At 42.9% G+C, this 22,015-nt stretch carries 22 protein-coding genes; 2 read left to right on the top strand and 20 right to left on the bottom strand.

The features are described 5' to 3' along the window. Window positions 1-33 precede the first annotated feature (33 nt). The 10 genes from MKZ09_RS14290 to MKZ09_RS14245 all read right to left on the bottom strand — a co-directional run bounded on the left by MKZ09_RS14290 (window position 34) and on the right by MKZ09_RS14245 (window position 12,431). Complete coding sequence (locus MKZ09_RS14290) at window positions 34-636, bottom strand: response regulator transcription factor (protein WP_076202586.1); 603 nt, start codon at window positions 634-636, stop codon at window positions 34-36. Then, window positions 636-1,772: a sensor histidine kinase gene (locus MKZ09_RS14285; protein ID WP_076135522.1), complete on the bottom strand. Its 1,137-nt coding sequence runs from the start codon at window positions 1,770-1,772 to the stop codon at window positions 636-638. Before MKZ09_RS14285 ends, MKZ09_RS14290 begins: the two co-directional genes overlap by 1 nt. A 158-nt stretch (window positions 1,773-1,930) precedes the next feature. Continuing rightward, on the bottom strand, window positions 1,931-2,995 hold the full coding sequence (locus MKZ09_RS14280; protein WP_076135520.1) for a fatty acid desaturase: 1,065 nt from the start codon (window positions 2,993-2,995) through the stop codon (window positions 1,931-1,933). A gap of 143 nt (window positions 2,996-3,138) precedes the next feature. Next, window positions 3,139-4,335, bottom strand: a complete 1,197-nt coding sequence (locus MKZ09_RS14275; protein WP_076135518.1) for a hypothetical protein — start codon at window positions 4,333-4,335, stop codon at window positions 3,139-3,141. 14 nt (window positions 4,336-4,349) lie between these two features. After that, window positions 4,350-5,948, bottom strand: coding sequence for a response regulator (locus MKZ09_RS14270; RefSeq protein ID WP_076202583.1), 1,599 nt, complete (start codon window positions 5,946-5,948; stop codon window positions 4,350-4,352). Window positions 5,949-5,965: 17 nt separating this feature from the next. Next, a complete protein-coding gene (locus MKZ09_RS14265; protein ID WP_076135753.1) occupies window positions 5,966-7,285 on the bottom strand; it encodes an ABC transporter substrate-binding protein in 1,320 nt (439 codons plus the stop codon). 62 nt (window positions 7,286-7,347) lie between these two features. Next, a complete protein-coding gene (locus tag MKZ09_RS14260; protein ID WP_076202580.1) occupies window positions 7,348-9,072 on the bottom strand; it encodes a cache domain-containing sensor histidine kinase in 1,725 nt (574 codons plus the stop codon). An 83-nt stretch (window positions 9,073-9,155) separates the two neighbouring features. Then, window positions 9,156-10,019, bottom strand: a complete 864-nt coding sequence (locus MKZ09_RS14255; RefSeq protein WP_038570403.1) for a carbohydrate ABC transporter permease — start codon at window positions 10,017-10,019, stop codon at window positions 9,156-9,158. After that, window positions 10,016-10,969, bottom strand: a complete 954-nt coding sequence (locus MKZ09_RS14250; RefSeq protein ID WP_036686279.1) for a carbohydrate ABC transporter permease — start codon at window positions 10,967-10,969, stop codon at window positions 10,016-10,018. Before MKZ09_RS14250 ends, MKZ09_RS14255 begins: the two co-directional genes overlap by 4 nt. Before the next feature lie 103 nt (window positions 10,970-11,072). Next, complete coding sequence (locus MKZ09_RS14245; RefSeq protein WP_076135514.1) at window positions 11,073-12,431, bottom strand: ABC transporter substrate-binding protein; 1,359 nt, start codon at window positions 12,429-12,431, stop codon at window positions 11,073-11,075. 328 nt (window positions 12,432-12,759) lie between these two features. Here MKZ09_RS14245 and MKZ09_RS14240 point away from each other — a divergent pair, with 328 nt between their 5' ends. Continuing rightward, window positions 12,760-12,972, top strand: a complete 213-nt coding sequence (locus MKZ09_RS14240) for a hypothetical protein (RefSeq protein WP_076125931.1) — start codon at window positions 12,760-12,762, stop codon at window positions 12,970-12,972. 78 nt (window positions 12,973-13,050) lie between these two features. On the opposite strand, the gene MKZ09_RS14235 is transcribed toward MKZ09_RS14240, so the two are convergent. The 4 genes from MKZ09_RS14235 to MKZ09_RS14220 all read right to left on the bottom strand — a co-directional run bounded on the left by MKZ09_RS14235 (window position 13,051) and on the right by MKZ09_RS14220 (window position 15,661). Beyond that, complete coding sequence (locus MKZ09_RS14235) at window positions 13,051-13,212, bottom strand: hypothetical protein (protein ID WP_172628809.1); 162 nt, start codon at window positions 13,210-13,212, stop codon at window positions 13,051-13,053. 144 nt (window positions 13,213-13,356) lie between these two features. Then, window positions 13,357-14,250: a polysaccharide deacetylase family protein gene (locus tag MKZ09_RS14230; RefSeq protein WP_076202576.1), complete on the bottom strand. Its 894-nt coding sequence runs from the start codon at window positions 14,248-14,250 to the stop codon at window positions 13,357-13,359. Between the two features lie 139 nt (window positions 14,251-14,389). Continuing rightward, a complete protein-coding gene (locus MKZ09_RS14225; RefSeq protein ID WP_076202573.1) occupies window positions 14,390-14,983 on the bottom strand; it encodes an LOG family protein in 594 nt (197 codons plus the stop codon). A gap of 198 nt (window positions 14,984-15,181) precedes the next feature. Beyond that, window positions 15,182-15,661: a hypothetical protein gene (locus MKZ09_RS14220; RefSeq protein WP_076202570.1), complete on the bottom strand. Its 480-nt coding sequence runs from the start codon at window positions 15,659-15,661 to the stop codon at window positions 15,182-15,184. Window positions 15,662-15,855: 194 nt separating this feature from the next. Here MKZ09_RS14220 and MKZ09_RS14215 point away from each other — a divergent pair, with 194 nt between their 5' ends. Continuing rightward, a complete protein-coding gene (locus MKZ09_RS14215) occupies window positions 15,856-16,527 on the top strand; it encodes a tetratricopeptide repeat protein (RefSeq protein ID WP_076135508.1) in 672 nt (223 codons plus the stop codon). 84 nt (window positions 16,528-16,611) lie between these two features. Here the strand turns inward: MKZ09_RS14215 and MKZ09_RS14210 are convergent, their stop codons facing one another. The 6 genes from MKZ09_RS14210 to rpiA all read right to left on the bottom strand — a co-directional run bounded on the left by MKZ09_RS14210 (window position 16,612) and on the right by rpiA (window position 21,993). Further along, window positions 16,612-19,773: an MMPL family transporter gene (locus MKZ09_RS14210; RefSeq protein ID WP_076202567.1), complete on the bottom strand. Its 3,162-nt coding sequence runs from the start codon at window positions 19,771-19,773 to the stop codon at window positions 16,612-16,614. Beyond that, the gene (locus MKZ09_RS14205) at window positions 19,770-20,225 is read right to left on the bottom strand and encodes a MarR family winged helix-turn-helix transcriptional regulator (RefSeq protein WP_038570382.1); all 456 of its coding nucleotides are present in this window, start codon (window positions 20,223-20,225) and stop codon (window positions 19,770-19,772) included. The genes MKZ09_RS14210 and MKZ09_RS14205 overlap by 4 nt, the downstream gene beginning before the upstream one ends. 170 nt (window positions 20,226-20,395) lie before the next feature. Further along, window positions 20,396-20,836 (bottom strand): GNAT family N-acetyltransferase, encoded by a 441-nt coding sequence (locus tag MKZ09_RS14200; RefSeq protein WP_076135504.1) that lies wholly within the window; start codon window positions 20,834-20,836, stop codon window positions 20,396-20,398. A gap of 3 nt (window positions 20,837-20,839) precedes the next feature. Beyond that, window positions 20,840-20,959: a hypothetical protein gene (locus tag MKZ09_RS34450; protein ID WP_440941450.1), complete on the bottom strand. Its 120-nt coding sequence runs from the start codon at window positions 20,957-20,959 to the stop codon at window positions 20,840-20,842. Between the two features lie 9 nt (window positions 20,960-20,968). Next, window positions 20,969-21,265: a VanZ family protein gene (locus MKZ09_RS14195; protein WP_143767298.1), complete on the bottom strand. Its 297-nt coding sequence runs from the start codon at window positions 21,263-21,265 to the stop codon at window positions 20,969-20,971. 47 nt (window positions 21,266-21,312) lie between these two features. Continuing rightward, window positions 21,313-21,993 carry a ribose-5-phosphate isomerase RpiA gene (gene rpiA, locus MKZ09_RS14190; RefSeq protein WP_143766711.1) on the bottom strand — a complete coding sequence of 227 codons (681 nt, stop codon included), beginning with the start codon at window positions 21,991-21,993 and terminating at the stop codon, window positions 21,313-21,315. Window positions 21,994-22,015 lie beyond the last annotated feature (22 nt).

The following is a 22,015-nucleotide window of genomic DNA, read 5'->3' as shown; positions in this document are numbered from 1 at the left end:
TGCTTCAACCAACCAATCGTTTCTTAGCCCCGCTCACTTAAACCAACCTTTTTCCTTAAATCGAGTGATAGCCTCGATGCGGTTACCTACATCCAGCTTATCTAGTATAACAGAGATGTAATTCCGGACTGTTCCCGTGGTAATGTACAGCTGGCTGGCGATCTCTTTTGTATTTTTGCCGTCGGCAATGAGTCCAAGCACTTCCTTCTCCCGCTGAGTCAGAGGATTTACTTCACCGCTGTAGGCTTCATCCATTAGCTCCGGTGCATACATGCGTCGGCCTGCCATCACATTACGTATCGAAAGTGCCAGTTCTTCGCTAGGACTGTCTTTCAGCAGATAAGCATGAACTCCCGCCTTGAGCGCACGTTCGAAATATCCCGCACGGGCAAAGGTGGTTAATATCATCGTTTTGCAGCCGCTATTCTTCAGCGCTTCCGCAGCGTCGAGACCACTCATCGCTGGCATCTCAATATCCATAATACAGATATCCGGCTTATGCTGCTGAACCATCGCTACAGCTTCTTCCCCGTTGCTTGCCCGGCCCATGACCTTCATATCCTCTTCTAAATCCAACAAAGATGCCAGCGCTCCAAGAAGCATTCGCTGATCCTCAGCGATTACAATCTTAATCATTATACGGTTACCTCCTGTTCCGGATGTTTAAATGCATTTGGGACCTTAATCACTATCGTAGTACCCTCATCCCGCACGATATCCATACAGCCATTTACAAATTCAAGACGTTCCCGCATACCTTGCAGCCCATGTCCTTTAAAATAAAGATCATTGCCCGGGATGCCGGTTCCATCATCTTTCACTTTAATGATGAGGTCTGTGCGTGTGGGTTCAATGATAATTGAGCAAGATTGTGCATTACTATGCTTCACAACATTTGTGACAGCTTCCTTAATACACATGCTGAGCACATTCTCCGTAATCAATGAAGTGTTAGACAGTTTAGGATTGCCTTGTAAAACATAGTCGATCTCCGCAGCCGCAAGAAACTGCTGTATATGAACGAGTTCGTCCTCAAGCCGAATGCCGCGCATTCGCGTAATCATTTCCCGGACCTCCTTCAGTGCACTTCTTGCCGTCTGGCGTACATCATTGATCTCGGCTTTTGCTTGCGTCGGATTACTGTCGATAAGCTTTCCTGCCAAGTCACTTTTCAGACCAATTAACGAAAGCTTCTGACCTAATGTATCGTGAAGATCACGTGAAATCCGCTGGCGTTCCTCGAGCTTAACCAATTCTGAGATTCGCTTATTAGCATCCTCCAATTGGTCTTGCAGCTTCCCTTGATTATTACGGTTATAGGTACTGATTGGCAGCAGGATCACTGCAATCATACTGACAAGCACAAAGGGAAGCTGGCTGATAAATACGGGATTACGCGACAGCAGCTCATAATTAATCGTAATAATCGTAGTCAGCAAATGAATGGAGTACAGGGTGAAGAACCCTACCCGGTTCTGGATATTCCCAATAAAAAAGGCTAAAAAAAGCGCAAAATACATATATCCAAACAACAATGTCATCGTTATAGAGACCAGTATCTGCACGCTCGTCCAAAAATAAACTAACCAACCCTTGGAGACAAAAGAAAGCACATAACAAACAAAAAACACAGCGATCATCAAGATTCCCGAAACTACCTGGTAGGGAGAAGAGGACCGAAAGATGAAATAAAACGGTAGAATATAAAATACGACCCATACATAAGGGCTAAGACCTGTACTTTTATGAAAAATATGATGCCACTTCTGCATGTTTGCTCTCCTTTTTGCCATATGCCACTCACCTTATTCTAGCATAAATCCGGTAAAATCCGGTGAACCACAACGATAAAGAGAAAAAAGATTAGAGCGCGAATGAGTTCTCCGGCTCTAACCTTCCATTTTGCTGCTATTTGATTACAATGTAGCCATTATTCTCCCTGGAGTCTGGGCTTATGAACTTGCAGGACCTCGCCTGCAGTTTTCGGTTTATTTAATATGGACTTCATCTCTTTGAAGCTGATGAATCGTTTATTTTCCTCATCCCAAAGACGGAAATTAAGGGCCTTCAAGCTGGTACCAATCGTAATCGTTGTTGCTTTTTGTAGCGGTGGCGTCGCGTTATGCGCTTTTTCCAAATTATAGTTTGGCACCTTTGGACTTAAATGATGCACATGGTGGAAGCCGATGTTGCCCGTAATCCATTGCAGCACCTTCGGCAGCTTATAATATGAGCTACCTTCAACCGCGGCCATCACATAACTCCATTCGGATTCATTCTCGAAATAAGAGTCTTCAAACTGATGTTGGACGTAGAACAACCATATGCCGAGAAACCCTGATACAAATGCTACAGGCAGCTGCACCATAAGAAATGCCTGCCAGCCGATAGCCCATATCAGCAAGGCATAAAGCGCTGCAATTGAAATATTCGTCAAATAGGTATTCATCCGCTCTTTGCGTCTAGCACCTTTAACATTAAAACGATACTGAATCATAAAAACAGCAATCGGTCCAAGACCAAACATCACGATGGGATTGCGGTAAATCCGGTAATATAGACGTTTCCAGAAGGAAGCCGCTGTGTATTCCTCGACCGTCATAATCCAAATATCGCCGATCCCTCTTTTATCGAGATTACTGGAGCTGGCGTGGTGAATGGAATGACTATGTTTCCACTGCCGATAAGGAACCAGTGTCAGGACACCCGTGATCGTTCCGATAATATCATTCGCTTTACGATTCTTAAAAAACGATCCATGTGTGCAATCATGAAAAATAATAAAAGTTCGAATTACAAATCCTGCTGCAGGAATAGCTAACAGAAGGGTGAGCCAATAGGAAACAGATAAAGAGAAATAAGCTCCGCCCCATAATAGCACAAGTGGTCCTAAAGTATTGATGAGCTGTCTTATACTTGCGTTGCGGTCATTTTTCTCGTAAGGGGCTACACTCTTTTTAAGGCTGGAGAGCTGTGATGTCTGTTTTGTAGTCATCTATATCGTTTCCTCCTTGATGTGTCCGGCTAAGGATCTTTTCATCTACTCTTAGTATAGAAGATAAAGTGTCATCCTATAAGTCATAAACATCAAGTAGAGAGTATGACAAATGTCATACTCTCCTTCTCATTTAAATTACGTTAGCATTGCAGCCAGCATCCATCTTCCTTCACTTCGTATTGACCTTTGATCTCACCAATTCCATTAAGGATTAACGAATCTTTATTAAAAGTTGGAGGTTCATCTAGTACTAGGTGCAGTTTATTAATATTTCGAAGGTCAGCTTTATAGTAGCTAATCACTGGCTTTTCCAGAAAATACTCCGCATCATTAATTTGGATTCGTAAATTATTCTTATGAATGCATTTCTCATCTCCACCAATAATACCCATAGGATTAAAACCCGTAGATTTTATATCTCCTTCAATATAAAGGTGGTACCCTTCCAGGCTGATAAAATCAATGAATTCCTTCTCCCTGATTGTTTTGACCGATTGCATAATATCTTCCGTTTCTTTGCTGATAGATATCTTCTCGAAGGGAATGATGACTTGATCCACAAATTGCTTAAAAAACGCATATAAACTTAACTCCGACTTCATAAACTCTTCTTTCCAATCGGTGCGAAGCTCATCCAGCAGCAAACATATAAACAGACCAGAACCGTAGCAGCTTCTTCTGATATTAGCCGAAGATTCAAGTTCATCTATTAAATACGAACTGAATTTGTGCAATACTTCCTCATTAGGAAGGGTGGATTTTTCGGCATAGGCATTTAATTCAACATACCAAGCGGGTCCTTCCAGCGTTTCAATAAGATATTCATTGAGCACGTACTCCCCGAGCAGCTGCTCTCTTTGTTGACGAAAGGCAATAAATCTGTTCATTGCTTGATTTCGCTCATCATTAGTAGCTGCCATTACACTAAGATATAAATGATGTCTTTCTTGAATCCGCAATTCCATATTTTCGAGGGATAAAGGGTAGGTAATCATCAATAATTCATCTGCATAACGTTCATCTCCCATCAGGAATTGATAACCGTGAAATAATTCGTGTACACAAATGGCGTACAAGTCTTCGAATTCTTCATGTAATTCCAGATTAACGATGGCTGTAGGGTGATCCTCATATAAAATGATTGTATCTCCTGAGAATTCATTACTCCAAGGAAGCAAATGTGGATGATATCCTACCGTTTTGAATTTGGGATGATTGTACAGATACACGTTATCCTTATTATAAAATGCAAAAGAAACAGCCTCGAACCCTTTCCAATATTTCTGCAGCTTGTGGTTCGTTAAACACTTAACAATCATCTCCAAATGAAATTCCATCCCTTACCTCCTCTTTAATGGATCTGCTTAGTATGCTCTTCTCGGTATTCTGTTGGTGTTTGACCACTAGCCTTTTTAAAAACCTGTGTAAAATAACGTGGGTCCTGATAACCGACAAGAGGAGCTATCTGATACACTTTTACGTTGCTGCTCTGCAAAATATACTTCGCCCTCTCCATCCGGCAGTGTGTAACATACTCCAAAAAGGTATAGCCCGTTATTTGCTTATATAAAGTGCAGAAATGACTGATGCTGAGATCAGCCAGCTCCGCTACTTCCTCAATACTTAAATCTTTATGGTAATTACTCTCAATATAACGTTTCGCTTTCTCGATGGCGCTACGCGTATCCTCGCGATTCACAGGCTTGTTCCCTTGCTCCAATCGCACACCAAACTCTTCTTTCAAAGCAGAGATCACTTCATTTAAAGTGCCGAGATTGTGCATCTTGCTAAGTAATCCATGCAAAGACCAATCTGAATTTATATTCAAATACTCATAATTTCTGTACAACACAACGATCAATTCAACTAGAAGACGTTCAGCCATATCCTTAGGAACAGCTTGTGACTCAATAAATAAAGCAAGCTCATCAAATAAAGACCACATCCGGTCTCTATTTAAGGTACGTATACTTTCAATCAGTGCAGTTTCCAGCTCTTTTGGGTATTTCACCTCTTTACTGCTTGGGAACGATATCTCTTCATCAATAAAGACCCCGGCAAGACCTGAATAGAACCGTTGATATAAGGCCTTCGCGGCCAGAGGGTAAACCGTACTTAATTGATCAATGCCTTGTGTGGTGCGGCTGATGCCCACGGAACAAGACTGCTTGGAGTATCTCTTGATTCCTGCTATCAAATGTTCACCAAGTTCTCTCCTGCTGGCGCTTAAAGATCCAGGGAACAGTAGTATCCACTCTCCATTATGAAACGGGAAAACCGTCAGCACTCCATGCTCCAGTGACCATTCTTCCACAATATTGCGGATTGCAAACAGCCATAGCCGTTTTTCTTCTACACTCCATTGACTACTCAGTGTGGAGTAATCATCTAACTGGACAACAGCCATGAAATATCCACTCTCCAGTTCACTGTTCTCCAGCCATTTCAGATGCTCAAGCGGCCTTGCATTTCCCAAAGTGATTTCTGCAAACAGACGTTCACGTGCAAGCAGTGACAGCATCTGGACAGAATGAATCAGCTGATCATTTTGCTTCTGTTCATCCAGCTTGGTTCTGGCGCGGTTTAGCATTTCAACCAGTTCATCATGATCGATCGGCTTCAATAAATAATCAAAAGCGCCTTGACGTAATGCTTCTCTTGCATATTCGAACTCTCCGTACCCGCTTATAAAAATAAACACCAGCTTCGGGTTTTTAGACAAGACTTCCTTCATCAACGTAATCCCGTCAATCACGGGCATGCGAATATCGCTAATCACGATATGTGGTGAAGTGTCTTCTATTAAGCGAAGAGCTAATTCTCCATTTCGGGCCTCTCCCACAATCTCCATACGAAGATCATTCCATGGAATGGCTGCTTTTAAGCTACGAAGAATAATCGGCTCATCATCCACGATTATTACTTTATACTTCTCTTGTAACTCATCCATTCCCTGCACCTCCAGAATCATTGTACACTTGAGCTTTGGATCAAATTCCAATATTGAATGGAGGATGCCTGCACTTGTTTTAATGCTTGCTCAGCAGACATTTCTCCGTTAATCATCTGTTCTATAACACTCAGGAACGTTTTTTTCACTTCTGGTGACAATACATTATCATAAGGGACAAAGCTCTTGCGGTTAACTTCCATCATATTCATGACTTGCGCAAATACCGGTCCTGTCTTCTCAGGATCAAAGGCAATGCGCATGGACGGAATTCTCAACCCTTCATATACAATCCGAGTCTGAACCTCCTGGGTGTAAAAAGCTTTCATGAGATCGAGCGCAGCCTCCCGCTTCGCTCCGCTTAGTTCGGAGGAAAGGCCGATACCGAATGTATAACCGCCGGCAATCGAAGGTTGTTCCCCCTTCTTCAATGTGGGAAACGGAATAACACCTACCTCATTTTGAAAATCCGTAGGAGCTGCTGTTCCTGCAAATAAATTGATATCCCAGTTTCCGTTCAGATACATCGCAGCCTTGCCGCTCGTAAATAGTCCCACCGCATTTTCTGTGGATAACGCATTCGATTTCGTGCTGAAGGCTTCTTCTTTGATCCATTGCTCCAAGTGCTGAAAAGCCTTTAAATACGCCTCATTCTGAAAGCTGGCTTGATTTTCACCAGTGATCAGCTTCTCGATCAAGTCGGCGCCGGCATAACGATCCATCAAATAATGTGCAAAAATCCCTGCGGGCCAACGATCCTCGTTGCCAAGTGCAAATGGAATATATCCTGCCGACTTCAGCTTTAGTATGGCAGCATCAAGCTCTTGCAGCGTTTCTGGCGGCTTCAAACCCAGCTTTTCGAATATGGTTTTATTAAAATATAAGGGCTCAGCATTCCCTTCAATGGGCAAGCCATAAATATGGTTGTCAAAGGTCCAGAGATCCAGATCCTTGAATTGATTGGTTAGTGCATTCTCCCGGACGAAATCCGTCAGATCAATCAGGCGCTTAGAGCGCACATATGGCTCAATTTCCGCTCCACCGAACAAAACAAACATATCTGGCGGGGTGCCAGTAACCATCTCGTTTTTCAGCTTTTGATCACGGTGTAACGTCTGGTCTAAACCTTCAAAGTTAACTTTCACATTTGGATGCTCTAACTGGTATTTGTCCACGATATCTTCATAAATAGTCAACAGTGGCCGATCATGCTCTTTAATCCAAAAATGACGGAAAGTTAATGTGATTTTCTCTGGTGAATCATCTTCAATGGGTTCCTGCTTTCCTAAAGTTATAAATAAAACCGCACCCGAAATCAGCACTAGATATAACCACATCCAGCCCCATTTCAATAACCATTTTTTGATAACATTCTCCCCCTTTCTTTCCGTATGGTCGATTACGGCAGTATTTTTGGTATTCGGATTCGGATGGTGGAACCAAAGCCGGGGGATGAACACACTAGTATGCCGTATGGACTGCCGAACCGAATATTCAAGCGTTCATGCACATTTTTAAGCCCCACGCCGCTATCACTGTATTTCTTCTGAGCACTTCCCTCGTTATCCCAAAGACTCATCATCTTGGCAAGGTCAAAGCCGGGGCCGTTATCTTTTACGATAATGATCATATCCATGCCCATTTCATAGGCCGTAATCTCGATGACCCCTGGGTCCTCCATCTGCTCAATCGCATGATACAGCGCATTCTCAACAATCGGCTGAACGATCAGCTTTTGCGTCATGAACGTCCTAAGACCATCCGAAAGATCTATAATATAAGAGAATTTATCTTCAAAACGAAACTTCTGGATATCCAAATAATGACGGACATGCTCGAACTCCATATGCAACGGAATCAGCTCCTGATTCTGACTGATGCTGATTCGCAGCAGCTTGCCGAGTGAGATGACCATTTTGCTAATATCTTTATTGCCTTGCAGCACTGCCATCGAATTAATCGATTCGAGTGAATTATAAATAAAATGAGGGTTAATCTGCGCCATTAGCGCTTGCATTTCTGCTTCCTTCTTACGTCCCTGCTCAGTCTCCACCTGCACAAGCAGCTCATTGATCTGCGTGCTCATCCGATTAAAGCCATCAATCAGCAAATCACTTTCATCATCAGCACGATAGGGTGTAGTGATTGGCGTAAATATCCCCTGCTTCACCCGCTTCATCCCGTTAACCGCACTATTAATACTATGAACGAGCCTCCGTACGAAATAGCGGTCGAACAAAATGGCGGACAACAGCGAAACTGTACTTAAAATAATCGCAATATTCCGGATAGATACAGATTCTGACGAGATTAGATTCATAGGTGTAATGGCTACTAAATACCAGGCTGCATTATGAGAAGGTAGGAAGGTTATGAGTGATTTTTCCCCCTGATAGTTGTCGATGTAATAGTCATGCTCCTTAGCATAATCATTTTGTAAAAAGGGGAAATCTGTGCGTTGTCCAATATGTTCACCGGATTTATTAAAAACGATATTTCCTAGCTTGTTGACCAGCAAAATATCCCCCTTCTTGAGGGTTGCTGCTTCCCAGAAAATCTGATCCAATAAATCAGGTTTTACATTAACAACCAGATATCCGATATCTTCGAGAGAATATGAATCTTTGATTACTCTTGCTTGTACAAGTACCGGATTGCCGGAGATCTCCGAGCCATTTTCTCCCGGTCCTGACCACACGGGCCGCCCTTCGGCGCCTACCATCGCGTCAAACCAGCTTTGTCTCTTTAAGTCCTCAAAGGACATCGATGCATTGTATTGATAAATTAAACGATCTTTACTATAAAAACTAAATGAAGTAATCATTGGATGATCAATGAGATAACTGCTAAGCTCCTGCTTTCGATCATAAGTGATTACAAAGTTCTTCTGCTTCAGTGATTGCTGAACAACCGGCTGCGTAATTTTTGAATTCGTGATCGAGGTGATTTCACTAAGCGCGAATTTAAGCTTTCGATCCGTTTCAAGCAGTGAAATCCAGTAGAAGTTGCTTGATTTTTTCTCCATTGCATTAGAAAAATTAACGTAAGTAACGATCCCCATCAGAATAACCGGAATAAAGACGAGAAGAATAATAGCGAACAAGATTTTACGGCGGAGTTTCATGATATTCCCCTTCCCCCTGCTGTCTCTGTCCTCTAGTATTCTTCACAAAACCGCCTATTCCCTGTAAAGATCAAAAAGTAAGATCAGCTCTTAATAGCTCCTGAAGTTAGTCCAGCAATCACCCAGCGGCTAAATAACAGGAATACAATCAGCAGTGGCAAGGTTGCCGTAAATGTTGCTGACATGATCATTCCGTAGTCTAGACCATCTCGATTGGAGAACAACTGCTGGAGCGCAATCTGAATTGTGAAATGCTCTTGATTCTTCAGAACCACTAAAGGCCAGAAGAAGTCATTCCAAACGGTCATAAAATTCAGTATACCTAGTGTAGCCATAGCTGGAGTAATGACCGGGATAGCGATGTTCCAGAAGATCCGGAAATGCCCGCCGCCATCGATCCGGCCTGCTTCAATCAATTCCGTATGTACAGCTGTAGTGATATACTGCCGCATCCAGAAGATCCCGAAGGCATTAACCATCGCCGGAACAATAAGTGCCTTGAAAGAGTCTATCCAGTGGAGCTTGGCCATAATTACGTAAGTAGGTAATACACCAAGCTGCTGTGGCACAAATAATGTAGCAATTACAAAGTAGAACAGAAAATTTTTAAACGGAAATTCATATTTGGCAAAGGCATAACCTGCCAGTGTACAGAAAAACACGACTGATATTGTAACCATAGATGAGACAAATAAAGAGTTGCCCAAGGCTTGAAAGAAGTCTGTTTTGTCCAGTACCCGCTGGAAATTCTCAAAAAACTGGTCTCCAACCGTAAGCAAAGGTGGCACATGGAATACTGCGCCTCTGTCATTAGTGCCAACTACAAACATCCAGTAAAAAGGAAAAATGGACACGAGCGCACCAACAATCAGCAGCAGATAAAATCCTAACTTGCCGATGATCCCTAGATCATCCGGATCTTTTTTAAATACACGCAGCGTACTCACGCTTTACCCCCTCCCGTATCTCCACCCATGCGATTTGAGACCAGCATATTGAGGACAGAGAAAATAATCGTGACCAGGAACAGCAAGACTGCCGTAGCTGCTGCCGTACCAAAAAATCCGTTGCGGAATGCTTCGCTATACAAATAAGTAACCATAGTGATTCCTTCCTGACGTGTAGATCCAGTTCCCGCTTGGCCCAAAAATACATAAGGCTCAGTGAACAGCTGCAAGGCACCTATAGTTGAAAGCAAGGTAACAAATACAATGAATGGCTTCAATAGCGGTAACGTTATAAAGGTTAGCTGTTGTCTTCTGTTCGCACCGTCAATACGTGCCGCTTCATATAGATCCGTAGGGATACTTTGCAAGCCTGATAGAAAAATAATGGCATTATACCCCGTCCACCGCCACATAACCATCGTAGAAATGGCGATTTTAACGCCCCACCAGCCAGAGTTGAAGGCCATACTATCCAGTCCCAAGCCGTTTAGAATCCAGTTGATCATTCCGTTGTTGCCAAACAGTGTACTGAACACGAGCGTAACCGCAACGATAGACGTAATATTAGGCATAAAAAATAAAACCCGGAACGTCTTCTTAAAGCGAGTCATCGCCGAATTCAACAAAACAGCAATCAATAGAGCTAGTAATATCTGTGGAACAGTACCCATAAGCCCCATAATTAAAGTGTTGCTAAAAGAAATCCAAAAGGTCGGATCACTTGTGACCAGATCATAGTTTTTCCACCCTACAAATTTCATAGGATTCAGGGCATCCCATTTGAAGAACGAGAGATAGATCGTGAAAAAGATCGGATATAGTCCAAATATCGAGAACAGAATAAAAAAGGGCGAAATAAACGTGTAAGCAGTGATGCGGCTCCTTCTTTGTTCAGTTAAAAAGCGGCGCTTGCTCTCGGCATGCGGACTTGAAATAACAGGTTGTGCCATGTCACACCTCCAGGTAATCTAACGTGTAAATCCGAATTCACAGAGAACGTTTCACTCTATGAATCCGGACCTTCTAGAAATTGAATTTCATAAGCTTAAAATCTTAGCTGCGTTCAGCCAATGTTTTCGCTTGTTTTACTGCTTCGTTCCATTCTTTGGTCGGATCTGCTTTTTTCTCCAACACATTTTTCAATGCGTTTTTGAAGAAAGTATCGGTTTGGTCGTGAAGCGGACCGTAGTATACAGGTTTTACCCGGTTTGCTGCTTTACCGAATTCTACAGCGGTTTGTTGTCCACCGAAGAAATCATCTTTGAAATCTACGAATGCAGGATCTTCATACAGTGCAGGTATGGAAGGCATAAGTCCTTTGGTTTTGAACGATTCCAGTTGGTTTTCCTTGTTATCCATCCATGCGATAAAGTCATAAGCTTCTTTCGAGTGTTTGCCTTCTTTTGGCAGCGTCAGGAACGAACCACCCCAGTTACCAGCACCTTCAGGAAGCTGAGCAATTTTCCATTTTCCAGAGGAATCTGGAGCATTACTCTTAACATTTCCTGCCATCCAAGCTGGTCCCATAACTACTGCAAATGAACCGTCGTTCATGCCTTGACCCCATTCAGGAGACCAGAGCATAACATTGCTGATCCAGCCTTCTTGAATACCTTTAACCGTGAAATCATAAGCTTTTTTGACTTGCGGATTGGTATCTCCGATAAAGCTGCCATCAGCTTTGCTGAAATAGATTTCATCAGCAGATTGGTCACGCAAAGCATTAAAGGTAAGATCCGTAAGGTCTACAAATGGTTTGCCTGTTTTTTCTTTGAAAGCTTTGGCAACAGCTGCGAACTTATCCCAAGTATCAATAGCTGCGCCGAATCCTTCTGAATCACTTGGCAGTCCAGCTTCTTCAGCCAAATCTGTGCGGTAATATACAACCGTTGGACCGATATCTGTTGGAAGACCTAGCTGGAAGCTGCCATCTACGGAAGAAGCTTGTTTCCATTTCCAATCCAGATAATTGGCTTGAATATCTTTGGCACCCAGATCATTCAGGTTATAGAACTTGTCCTGAGCGTTGATGAAACGTTCCATGAAACCGATTTCAAGTTGGAAAATATCAGGCGCACCCGATCCAGCCGACAAAGCAGTGGTCAAATTATTATGGTGAGCGGTTTGGTCACCGGTATTTTGTACTTTGATCGTAATGTTTGGATGTTCCTTAGTGTACTCCTTCGCTAAATCCTCATAGTTCACGTTGCCCAGCGTCCAGAAAGAAAGTTCGATTTTCTCAGCCGGTTCTGACCCCTCATCCTTAGTAGGTTCACTTGTGCTTGCTGCGTTGTTACCTGCATTTTTGTTTGATGTGTTCTTGTTCTCGGCGTTGTTGCCTCCGCATGCTGCCAGTGAACCTACGAGCATGATAGCGACTAACGATAGCGCCAAGTGTTTTACTTTATTCATTCCCCTGTACCCCTTTCAAAGGTTTCTCTTACAAGAATTAGTGTACAGGGTTTAAATTCTTTTTTTGAGGAGGTAAACTTCCGATTTATGGTGGAAATAATTACGAAACGAGGAAAACTCAAATAAATATTTTAACAGATTAGAAAATGGTGTAATTCTCTCTTAATACATTCATATCTATGTTATGTCTAAGGAGGGGTATAGAATTTCGTCCAAATATGTTCCTCACAGAATACTTGTACTTCATCTTAAATTGGATTTCTTGTGCTTCCGCAGGTATACTATTTTTATTTCTTACTTCATTAAATGATCAAAGGAGTTATTCCCCATGCCAATTAACCGCCCGCTGCTAAGCGACAGCGATTTCCAAGAAGCCGTTGACCGCAAATTACCTGTTCGTGTATTTCAGGACGATCATTTAGTAAATTCAGGAGCAACCGTTGTCCGCTTCACTGATTTCGATGTTGTTATTCAATCTAGAGTTAGTGATCTGACTTACTACTCTCGCAAGAGTTGCGAATTTTTTGAGGTCAGACCCTAAAGAAAGCCGGAATGCAATGATCTCTAGGATCATCGCGTTCCGGCTTTCTTTAACAGACATAGGTTATAGCTTTCATCCTTAATTTTTGTTGTAGGTGCTGTACGCTTTCATTTTCTCATTCAGAACTTCCTGGAAACTCATTCTCTTTTTGTCTGCTTTTCCTTGCTTGGGATTGACCACGGGTTGAGGTCTAAAAAACTGATGATTGTAAGCCATAAGATTATGTACGATCACATTCATTGGATTTCAACCTCCTTCCGTGATGTTCCTGAAATTTGCATTTCTGCTTAATTACTTACGGCTTATTTACCCAGCTAGTCCAAAGTTTAAACAGTTCTATCAGATTCATATTAAAAAATGAAAAAGTGCACCTTTTACAATATGCTAAATACATCTTTGTAAATCACGTATGTCTTTCCACGAAATAAGTTTAATCTCCTCATTGATAATCAATTGCTTAATTTCAATATCATTTAGAAGACGATATTCCAATTCTCTTTCTGTATAATATTTCGTTATTGCTATTAATTGATCTGTTATTATAGATGGATGTATAGTTAACTGTGTTATTCCAGGTTTTAAATTCATTAACAATTCAGATAATCTCATTTTCATTTTGCTATATTCTGCAGCAGGGTAGAAACAGTAAGGAAGAGAAATTATATCATCGATTAATAAAACTCCCCTTTCTTTTGCTGAAGAAATTCTTTTTTGAAACAATCTCAACTGATCATTATTAAAAAGGGATTGTTCTAATATCCTAATAGGTAAATTAAAGGGCAGGCGGTACTTTTCACACAAATCAAATACTATTTCTAAAAAATCTCGCCCAGTGTATAACCCCATAATACTCCCCCCATGACTATCCAGATGAGTTGGATCAATGTCTTGTACGATTGCACTTTGGATTTGCGATTCTAACTCTATTCTAATCTCGTCATCAGCAGCGTTTCTTTCCAGAAGAGTGGCATCTTGATGAAAATACCCTTCCACCGTAATTAAGCTACTCAAGATTTTTTCTTTGAATACTGGTTGATACGGATATTTCTCGCCACTCGTTAGAGTTAGATGAATTCCAATATTCTTTATTCCTTTCCAATCAATTATCTTCATAGCGTCATTTGAGTCTGGGCAAGGCATCATAATAGATGTGGATGTAATAGCTTTTCCTTCAAATAAGTTAACAATAGCTTCATTAGTTCCTTTAGTTATTCCGAAATCGTCCGCATTAATTATTAACAGACGGTCGTCAGCCGCAAAGCCTAATTTTCGAATCATAAACCTTCCCCCTATTAATGAATGATTTAACAAAAAGAAAATAAAAAATAAGGACGTAGACACCGGAAGTGTTTGCGTCCTTATTTTTGAATAGCGCTAACCAATTTATTCGCATCTTAGAGCAGTGGAAACCTTGAATCTAGCGCTGTGACGGGAACCTTGCTTTCCCCTTCTCATCATTATTATGATCCACTCGTCCTCTCATCAGTTCAAGCAGATATTCGGGTTCTGAGTTTGTATGCAGCATTTGAAGTGCAGTTTTTGGTGCAAAACCTTCAGCCACACTGTGGGAGATCAAGGCTTGCAGTGGATTAAAATAACCTCGAACATTCAGCAGCCCTATAGGCTTCTGATGAATACCAATCTGCATCCAGCACAGAATTTCAAACAGCTCATCAAAGGTTCCAAGACCTCCCGGCAAAGCAATAAAAGCATCCGCCATACCGCTCATTACCGCCTTACGTTCATGCATACTGGAGACTTCAATCAAATTCGTCAATCCGGAGTGTCTGATTTCATCTTGAAAAAGATCCACTGGCATAATTCCTATAGCTTCGCCGCCATTCGCAAGTACCCCGTCCGCAACCTGTCCCATAAGGCCATTCTGCGAACCTCCATAGACCAATCTACAGCCTTGTGCCGCTATATGATAACCTAAATCCCTAGCCATTTCCGTATATTCAGAGTTAAGACCTGGATTCGATCCGGCAAACACACATATTGTAAAAGCCATTCCTATCACTCCAAACTGGTTATTATGGTGAAATTGAGATTAATTCACTTATTGTACCTCAGAATATAAATATATGTGTTAAATGAACGTCATCTTTTTGTTTGTAATGTTAATTGGTACAGAGTACTATTCCACTCCGTAGAAAGACCTATAGCTTTGGCCAAAGCCGCTGCTGGCACTAGAGAGGTGTAGCTTACTTTAATGGATTCTACTGACGGTAATGCTCATTCCTGAGATCCCTTGAGGAAGCAGAACCTTGTGTTGTTTAGCACTTGCCCCATTGCCAGTTTCTGCTACACTCTTATCCCGATAATCTCCCCAAGCCTTAACCGTACCGTCTTCGTTCAGCGCTACATAGTACGCTTCGCCGATCGCCAGCTGTTTCGTATGTTCAAGCCCAGCTATTTTATGGGGAGTAATCGTCCACCCCTCAGGCCCGGCGGTACCATTAGCAAATTGACCAAAAACATTACTCCCCCAGGACCAAACATTTCCGTCAGTTCCCACCGCAAAAGAGCTTCCACCCCAAAAACCAGGCGAAGCAACAATCTCCTTAATCCCACCCAACTTCCCAGGTGAAGGAACTGCACTTATAACTTGAGGGATAAACAATCCAGTCACCAGACTTGAACAAACCAACAAACTAAACAGCCTTAGCTTCCTTGAAAATAAGTGCATCTTGATTTTCCCTTCTTATGATATTATTGTAATTATTATTTCTATTACACTAAGACGCTATAAAGCTGACAAAAGTTGTAGTTTATCTTAAATCTCGGGATTCAGATTGGTTTGAATTATGATATAATTACGCTGCCTTAGATCTGCTCTTATTCAACCGCAATACCGGAACCAAATGATCATGGAGGGAAATCATGCTTAAATTTATAGGTATTATGATGCTTTTCAGATTAGTGGGCAACCCTTTTCTGGCTTTATTCATCCTGCTTGTTATCTTGTATTTCTTAGATCGGCGATACGTGGGAATCTTCCCTAGTATTACAAAGCCCTTCAAACGAGTGCGGCAAATCTCCAAGCTGCGCACAACAGTATCTTTGAATCCAAATGATGTTTCTGCTAAATTTGATTTAGCCCGGAATCTGTCAGAACGTAAAAAATACAAGGAAGCCAAGGATATCCTGCTTCAGATCGAAGACCGTTACGAACAATCTGCTGAATATTGGGTGGAGCTGGGTCATGTGAATCTTAAGCTGGGCGCTTTGGAAGAAGGCGAAGCTCAGATGCTTCGAGGTCTAGAAATCAACCGAAAAGCCCAATATGGTCAGCCATATCTTCGGTTAGCGGAAACCTTCCGCCATACAGATCACGATAAAGCGTTGCATTACGTTACTCAATTTCAAGAGATTCAGTCTTCCTCTAGTGAAGCCTATTATTTAGCCGGCTCCATGTACAAAGCATTGGGCAGAACCGAGGATGCTAAACGTGCTTTCGACGAATCCACCGCCATCTACCGTTCGCTACCCAAATATAAAAAACGGCAAGAACGCGGCTGGGCGTTACGTAGCTTTTTTGCCAAGATGAAATAACCTTTGCATTTATATTTTCACAAAAAACCTCTAGCCGCCTATTTATTTAGGCGAACACTAGAGGTTTTTTGCTGTGTAGAGTGATTACATGTTTACATCTTGTTTAGTGGGTTCTCCACTTTGTTTGACCGCAAATGGCCACCAGTTCCCACGGCCGAAGATCCGCACCATAACAGGAACAAAAAACGGCAAGAAGATTAGTGCATACAAGGCCAATCCTACAAGCACCACTGTTGCAATCTGCATCATCGACAATACGCCTGAAGGGTACATCGATGCGAAGGTGCCGCCCAAAATAACTACCGCTGAAAGAATAACTGTTCCCATATTGCGCATGGCATGCAGGATCGCTTCCCGTACATCCCAAGTTTTATATTCGTTAAAGCGGGCCATTAAGAAAATACTATAATCTACACCAAGCGCAATCAGCATAACAAAGCTGAAGAATGGCGTTGTCCAGGTAATCCCTTCAAAGTGCAGAAGGTGAACGAATATAGCCTCTGTAACACCCAATGCTGAAAAATAAGTAATCAAAAGAGAAATAATAAGGTAAATCGGCATTACGATTGAACGAAGCAGCAACACCAAGATGATGAAGATCCCACCCAGCATCAAGATTACTGTACGTGTGTAGTCTTCGTTGGAAATATTACGCAAATCGTTCTGGCTGCTTGTAACCCCGCTGATTGCAGACTCTGCATTTTCCAGCTTTGTTCCCTTCACTGCACGATCTACTGCTGCTTGAATATCATCAACACTGTCAATAGCTTCTGAACTATATGGATTCTCAGTGAATACCACATCCAGCGTCATCACCTTACGGTCGTCAGACAAGTAGGTATTAAATACCTGCTCTATGCCTTCAGCTTCAAGAGCCTCAGCGGGTACAAAGAATCCACTAAGCTCATCGTCCTTAGCTGCTTGAATCTGATTCAAATAATCTTGCGCTGAGCCCAGCCCACTGGTAATTTGTTTCAAGCCGTTTGCACTGTCACTTAATCCAGTAGTTAAAGCTCCTATCTGCCCAGTTAATTGACCAAACCCATCCGCAAGCTGCTGCTGTCCACCTTGCAATTGATCTAGGCCGCTAGTAATGGATGGAATTTTATCTACGATCTGTCCTTGGCCTGCGGCGGCCTGCTCCAGCCCAGATTGCAGCTGACCGATGCCCGCAACAAGCTTAGCTAAACCTTGTGCGAGTGCAGTTTGCCCAGCCGAAGCTTTGGCATAGCCAGCATTCGCCTCATTTAAGCCTGCTGCTGCTCCTTTAAGCTGCTCTGAGATCTGCCCGAGACCCGCTGCCAGCTGTGCTGCCCCAGTACCACTCTGCGTTACGGTGCCTTTAATGGTCAGGTAATTAACATCCTGCAGAATTTCTGGATAACTGCTCTCAAGACCCGTAAAAGAACCATCCAGTCCCTTCAACGCTTCTGCCACACCTTGCAGCTGCTGCGGAAGCTGCCCAAGCCCTTGATCCAGCGCAGTTAAACCGCTGCCGATTTTTTTATATCCCTCCAGAAGCTTCGTATTAGCATCCGCAAGCTGCTTGGCACTAGCAGCTGCCTGTTGAAGTCCTGCTTTGATCTCTCCTGCACCAGCTGAGCCGCTTTTTATTCCGCTCTCAATACGTGCCAGCCCATCGCCTAACGCGACGATTCCATCTTTCAGTTCTGCTGTGCCTTCCGTCAGCTTAGCGCTGCCTTGAGCAGCTTCTGTAAGCTTAGGTGCATTTTCACTCAGCTGTTTACTAGCCTCAGACAATCCCGTTTGGATCTTGGTCAGTCCCTCACTGGTCTGATCCAGACCGTCAGATAAAGTCCCCACCTGATTCGGGATTAAGAAATCACTGATCAGCTCTCCCGTTGGACGAGACATGCTGCGCACCGATTTTACGCTGTCCACTTTTTCCAGCTCGCGGCTGATTTTTTCTGCAAGTCCAAGATATTCTGAAGTATCCATCCGGTCATCATTTTTGATTACGATCTTGCCAGGCATGGATTCACCCGGCCCGAAGCTATCCGAAATGATGTTAAATCCTTTTACCGAGGCATATTCTGAGCCAATTTCCTCCAAGCTGTTGAAGGACAGCTTTCCGCTATAGGTAACAAGGAACGGAGCTACGATTACTGCAACAATTAGCAGCGCGGCCCATGGTCTTTTTAAGGAAAAAGAACCTGCTGCTCCCCAAATACGACTCTCACTGTGCTCCAGCTTGCCGCGTGAAGGCCAGAAAAGCTTTTTGCCAAGTACCGCCATAAAAAATGGAACAATGGTTACAAGCGCCAGCAGCATAACCGCAATGCCCACGGCAACGGCTACCGCCGAGCGATACAGAATGAATTTGGATAATCCAATCGCTACAAAACCTACGAATACCGCAAGTCCGGAATAGAACACCGTCCCACCAGCCTTACGGTAGGTTGCAATAATAGCACTTTTGGTATCTTCTGCTGTCATCATTTCTTCTTTAAAACGACTGATTAACAGGATACAATAATCCGTACCGATCCCGAACATGACCGCAACCATAAAGATTTGAGTAAATGTAGATAATGGAAAATCATAACGGTCCACTAAAAAAGCCACAACGGACTGAGAAACAATATAGCTGAGTCCTACCGTCAGTAGCGGAACAAACGGTGCCACGAACGAACGGAACACCACGAACAGGATAAGTAAAATAAATACTACCGTAATATATTCCGATTTCTTAAGCCCGGCTTCCGAGCTAGCGATCATATCCTCAGTAATCAAACCCTCACTGGTTAAATAATGATCCGCCTTAACATCTGAGAGTAATTCATCCACTTTATCAGGAAGTGCGGTGACCGACTCTCCTCCGCCTTTGATAGACAACGCCACCATTATCGTCTTGCCATCCTTGGCAATCAACGTATCCTTTAGCTCACTTTGTGAAAAAGGATCGGTGATGGAATCGATCTGCAGCGTCTCCTTATTCACAGCCAACTTCTCAACACCCTGCTGGATACTAGCTGTTTCATCAGCTCCGATTCCCTCTGGATTATTGAATACAAGAGCTACCTGATGTAGTGTCTCTCCGCCCTTGTCATTCGCCGCTTCCTTTAAGATCTCTGCCGCTCTAGATGAGGAATAGCCATCAGGTACAGTAACCTGCCCCTTCTCACGTACAAGATCAGAGAACGAAGGGGCCGTCATGACCAAAACTACGGCCACAGCGAGCCAGATTGCGATAACCGCCCATCTTGCTTTTAGAATCGTCTTCATGGATTCTTCCCTCCATCATCATTCTGAATTAAATTCGCCAGCTTCTCGAACATCATGACGAACATTTCAATATCCTTCTCTTCAAAATGAAACAAATACGGGGAAATCACTTCATGTACCTGTGTCTCCGCTGCTTCAAAAACTTTTTTTCCGTGCTCAGACATCGACAAATACACCTGGCGGCGATCATTCTCGTCACGAGTTCGCTCGATTATACCCGCTTGCACCAATCTGTTGATGATTGCAGTAATGGAGCTTTTACCCACGCAAAAAGATTCAGCAAGATATGTAGACGTACATTGTTCCTGAGCATTAATCAACCGAAGAATTTGATACTGATCATTCGTTGTCTCCGCAGCAATACTATCTTTAATTCTCGCTGCTACTTGTCTTGTCACAATCAAATAAGCATCCATGTAGCGATTGATCCAATGTTGCACTTCGTTATCCAACGCTTCCTACCTCCAAAATATAGTTCAACTGTCGAACAGTTTCATTGTCAAACTATAATACCTGCTTTTATAAAAGTCAATTGGCTTTTTTCGGGCATTTAAAGACAAAACGCAAAAAAAACAGGCCGAGATTCCTCTCGACCTGCCATTTTATGACCTTCAAAGACTTTTTAGTCCTCATCCTCGTTCTCTTCAACTTCGTATACACATCTTAACATTTCAATTCCGGCTTCATTCTCTCCTAAGCTGTACACCATGAACCCTAGACTGCGATAAAAATCTGCGGCGATTTCATCCTCAGTCTCAGCTACCAGATAACGCGGCTGACGAGTAGCGAGCAGCTCCAGAATCATCCCCCGTGCATAACCTTTCCCTCTATTCTCTGGCAAGACGGCAATATGCCGAATGTCCAAAGAACCGTCTTCGGTTTCTTCGAAGCCTACAAGACCAAGCAAGAGTTCTTCTTCTTCCCAGCCATATAACTGCAGCCCGGCTTGTTCGCTGTACTCAGACGAAGTCTGCACCAAAGCATTGGGGTCATCAATGACCGCATACGTTAACAGTTCGTTTACTTCAGGCGAACCAATAAGGGATTTAAGATCTACCAACATTGTTCACATTCCTCCTTCTCTGTTGCTTCTGTACCCGATTCGAAACATACCGTAACCTGTCCATATCCCTAACATATTTAACAATAGATCATCAATATCAAAGCTCCCCACATGCAGCAGCATTTGCAGAGACTACAAAAGCAGGATGCAAGGAACAGCATATAAAGAGATTCTTATCCAAGAAATTGACCGTGTCTTTGCAAGTGGAATTAGTATACCAAATGGAATAAACACATCAACATTTCCAAGCAGATTCACAAACCTACTGATCAGCGATAACCCGTTATTCATGTCGAAATAAAGTGACACCGTACGTAATGGAATCAAATTGTACTGAAGCGGGCCACCTGTATGGATCTCACGCCCAAAACCGATGAACATCCAATAGATAACAGTAGCACTATACAGAGTCAGCCCTATCCGTGTCAATGCTCTCAGCTTCCGTAAACTGCTAGATTCTCCAGATCTACGAATGATCAATTGCCCGGCTTAGCTTCTATAGTTTCAATGCTTCCATCTTTTTTACCCACAATAGCCATTGCTGCAATTCCAATAAATAAGCCGTGTTCCACAACTCCCGGAATATTTTGGATGGCCAGTGCAAGTTTAGGTGCGGACTCAATCGCTTCGAACCGGCAGTCTGCGATGTAATTGCCGTTATCTGTCTTGTACAGCTCTTCTCCGCTACGACGCAATTCAGGATTGCAACCCAGCTTGGCAAGTTCAGCCACAGTCCATTCCCATGCAAAAGGAACAATTTCCACAGGCAGCGGGAATTTGCCAAGTGTGTTTACCACTTTACTCTCATCAGCAATAACGATCATACGAGTACTGTTACTCGCAACAATCTTCTCCCGAAGCAACGCGCCGCCGCCGCCTTTAATAAGCTGTAGACTACTATCCAGCTCGTCCGCTCCGTCAATGGTCAGGTCCAGACTATCAATATCTCCAAAAGCTACGATTGGAATCCCAAGTTCACGCGCTTGTTCTTCGGAAGCACGGGAGGTTGCTACAGCAGTAATCTTTAGACCTTCACTGACGCGCTCACCAAGCTTGTTGATCGCCCAATAGGCAGTAGATCCAGTGCCAAGGCCGATCTTCATGCCGTCTTTTACAAATTCCACTGCTTTTTCCGCGGCTAATTGTTTAACATTGATACTCATTTTATTACCCCCATGT

It is taken from the genome of Paenibacillus sp. FSL R5-0908 (assembly GCF_038006245.1).
GTDB classification, from domain to species: Bacteria; Bacillota; Bacilli; order Paenibacillales; family Paenibacillaceae; genus Paenibacillus_AQ; species Paenibacillus_AQ odorifer.
The sequence above is the reverse complement of the archived record's forward strand: the minus strand, read 5'-3'. Positions and strand labels throughout refer to the sequence as shown.

Excerpts from the sequence above, each read along its gene's own strand:
- MKZ09_RS14290 (WP_076202586.1), bottom strand. The coding sequence starts at position 636 with ATGATTAAGATTGTAATCGCTGAGGATCAGCGAATGCTTCTTGGAGCG.
- MKZ09_RS14285 (WP_076135522.1), bottom strand. The coding sequence starts at position 1,772 with ATGCAGAAGTGGCATCATATTTTTCATAAAAGTACAGGTCTTAGCCCT.
- MKZ09_RS14280 (WP_076135520.1), bottom strand. The coding sequence starts at position 2,995 with ATGACTACAAAACAGACATCACAGCTCTCCAGCCTTAAAAAGAGTGTA.
- MKZ09_RS14275 (WP_076135518.1), bottom strand. The coding sequence starts at position 4,335 with ATGGAATTTCATTTGGAGATGATTGTTAAGTGTTTAACGAACCACAAG.
- MKZ09_RS14270 (WP_076202583.1), bottom strand. The coding sequence starts at position 5,948 with ATGGATGAGTTACAAGAGAAGTATAAAGTAATAATCGTGGATGATGAG.
- MKZ09_RS14265 (WP_076135753.1), bottom strand. The coding sequence starts at position 7,285 with ATGTGGTTATATCTAGTGCTGATTTCGGGTGCGGTTTTATTTATAACT.
- MKZ09_RS14260 (WP_076202580.1), bottom strand. The coding sequence starts at position 9,072 with ATGAAACTCCGCCGTAAAATCTTGTTCGCTATTATTCTTCTCGTCTTT.
- MKZ09_RS14250 (WP_036686279.1), bottom strand. The coding sequence starts at position 10,969 with ATGGCACAACCTGTTATTTCAAGTCCGCATGCCGAGAGCAAGCGCCGC.
- MKZ09_RS14245 (WP_076135514.1), bottom strand. The coding sequence starts at position 12,431 with ATGAATAAAGTAAAACACTTGGCGCTATCGTTAGTCGCTATCATGCTC.
- MKZ09_RS14240 (WP_076125931.1), top strand. The coding sequence starts at position 12,760 with ATGCCAATTAACCGCCCGCTGCTAAGCGACAGCGATTTCCAAGAAGCC.
- MKZ09_RS14235 (WP_172628809.1), bottom strand. The coding sequence starts at position 13,212 with ATGAATGTGATCGTACATAATCTTATGGCTTACAATCATCAGTTTTTT.
- MKZ09_RS14230 (WP_076202576.1), bottom strand. The coding sequence starts at position 14,250 with ATGATTCGAAAATTAGGCTTTGCGGCTGACGACCGTCTGTTAATAATT.
- MKZ09_RS14225 (WP_076202573.1), bottom strand. The coding sequence starts at position 14,983 with ATGGCTTTTACAATATGTGTGTTTGCCGGATCGAATCCAGGTCTTAAC.
- MKZ09_RS14220 (WP_076202570.1), bottom strand. The coding sequence starts at position 15,661 with ATGCACTTATTTTCAAGGAAGCTAAGGCTGTTTAGTTTGTTGGTTTGT.
- MKZ09_RS14215 (WP_076135508.1), top strand. The coding sequence starts at position 15,856 with ATGCTTAAATTTATAGGTATTATGATGCTTTTCAGATTAGTGGGCAAC.
- MKZ09_RS14210 (WP_076202567.1), bottom strand. The coding sequence starts at position 19,773 with ATGAAGACGATTCTAAAAGCAAGATGGGCGGTTATCGCAATCTGGCTC.
- MKZ09_RS14200 (WP_076135504.1), bottom strand. The coding sequence starts at position 20,836 with ATGTTGGTAGATCTTAAATCCCTTATTGGTTCGCCTGAAGTAAACGAA.
- MKZ09_RS34450 (WP_440941450.1), bottom strand. The coding sequence starts at position 20,959 with ATGCTGCTGCATGTGGGGAGCTTTGATATTGATGATCTATTGTTAAAT.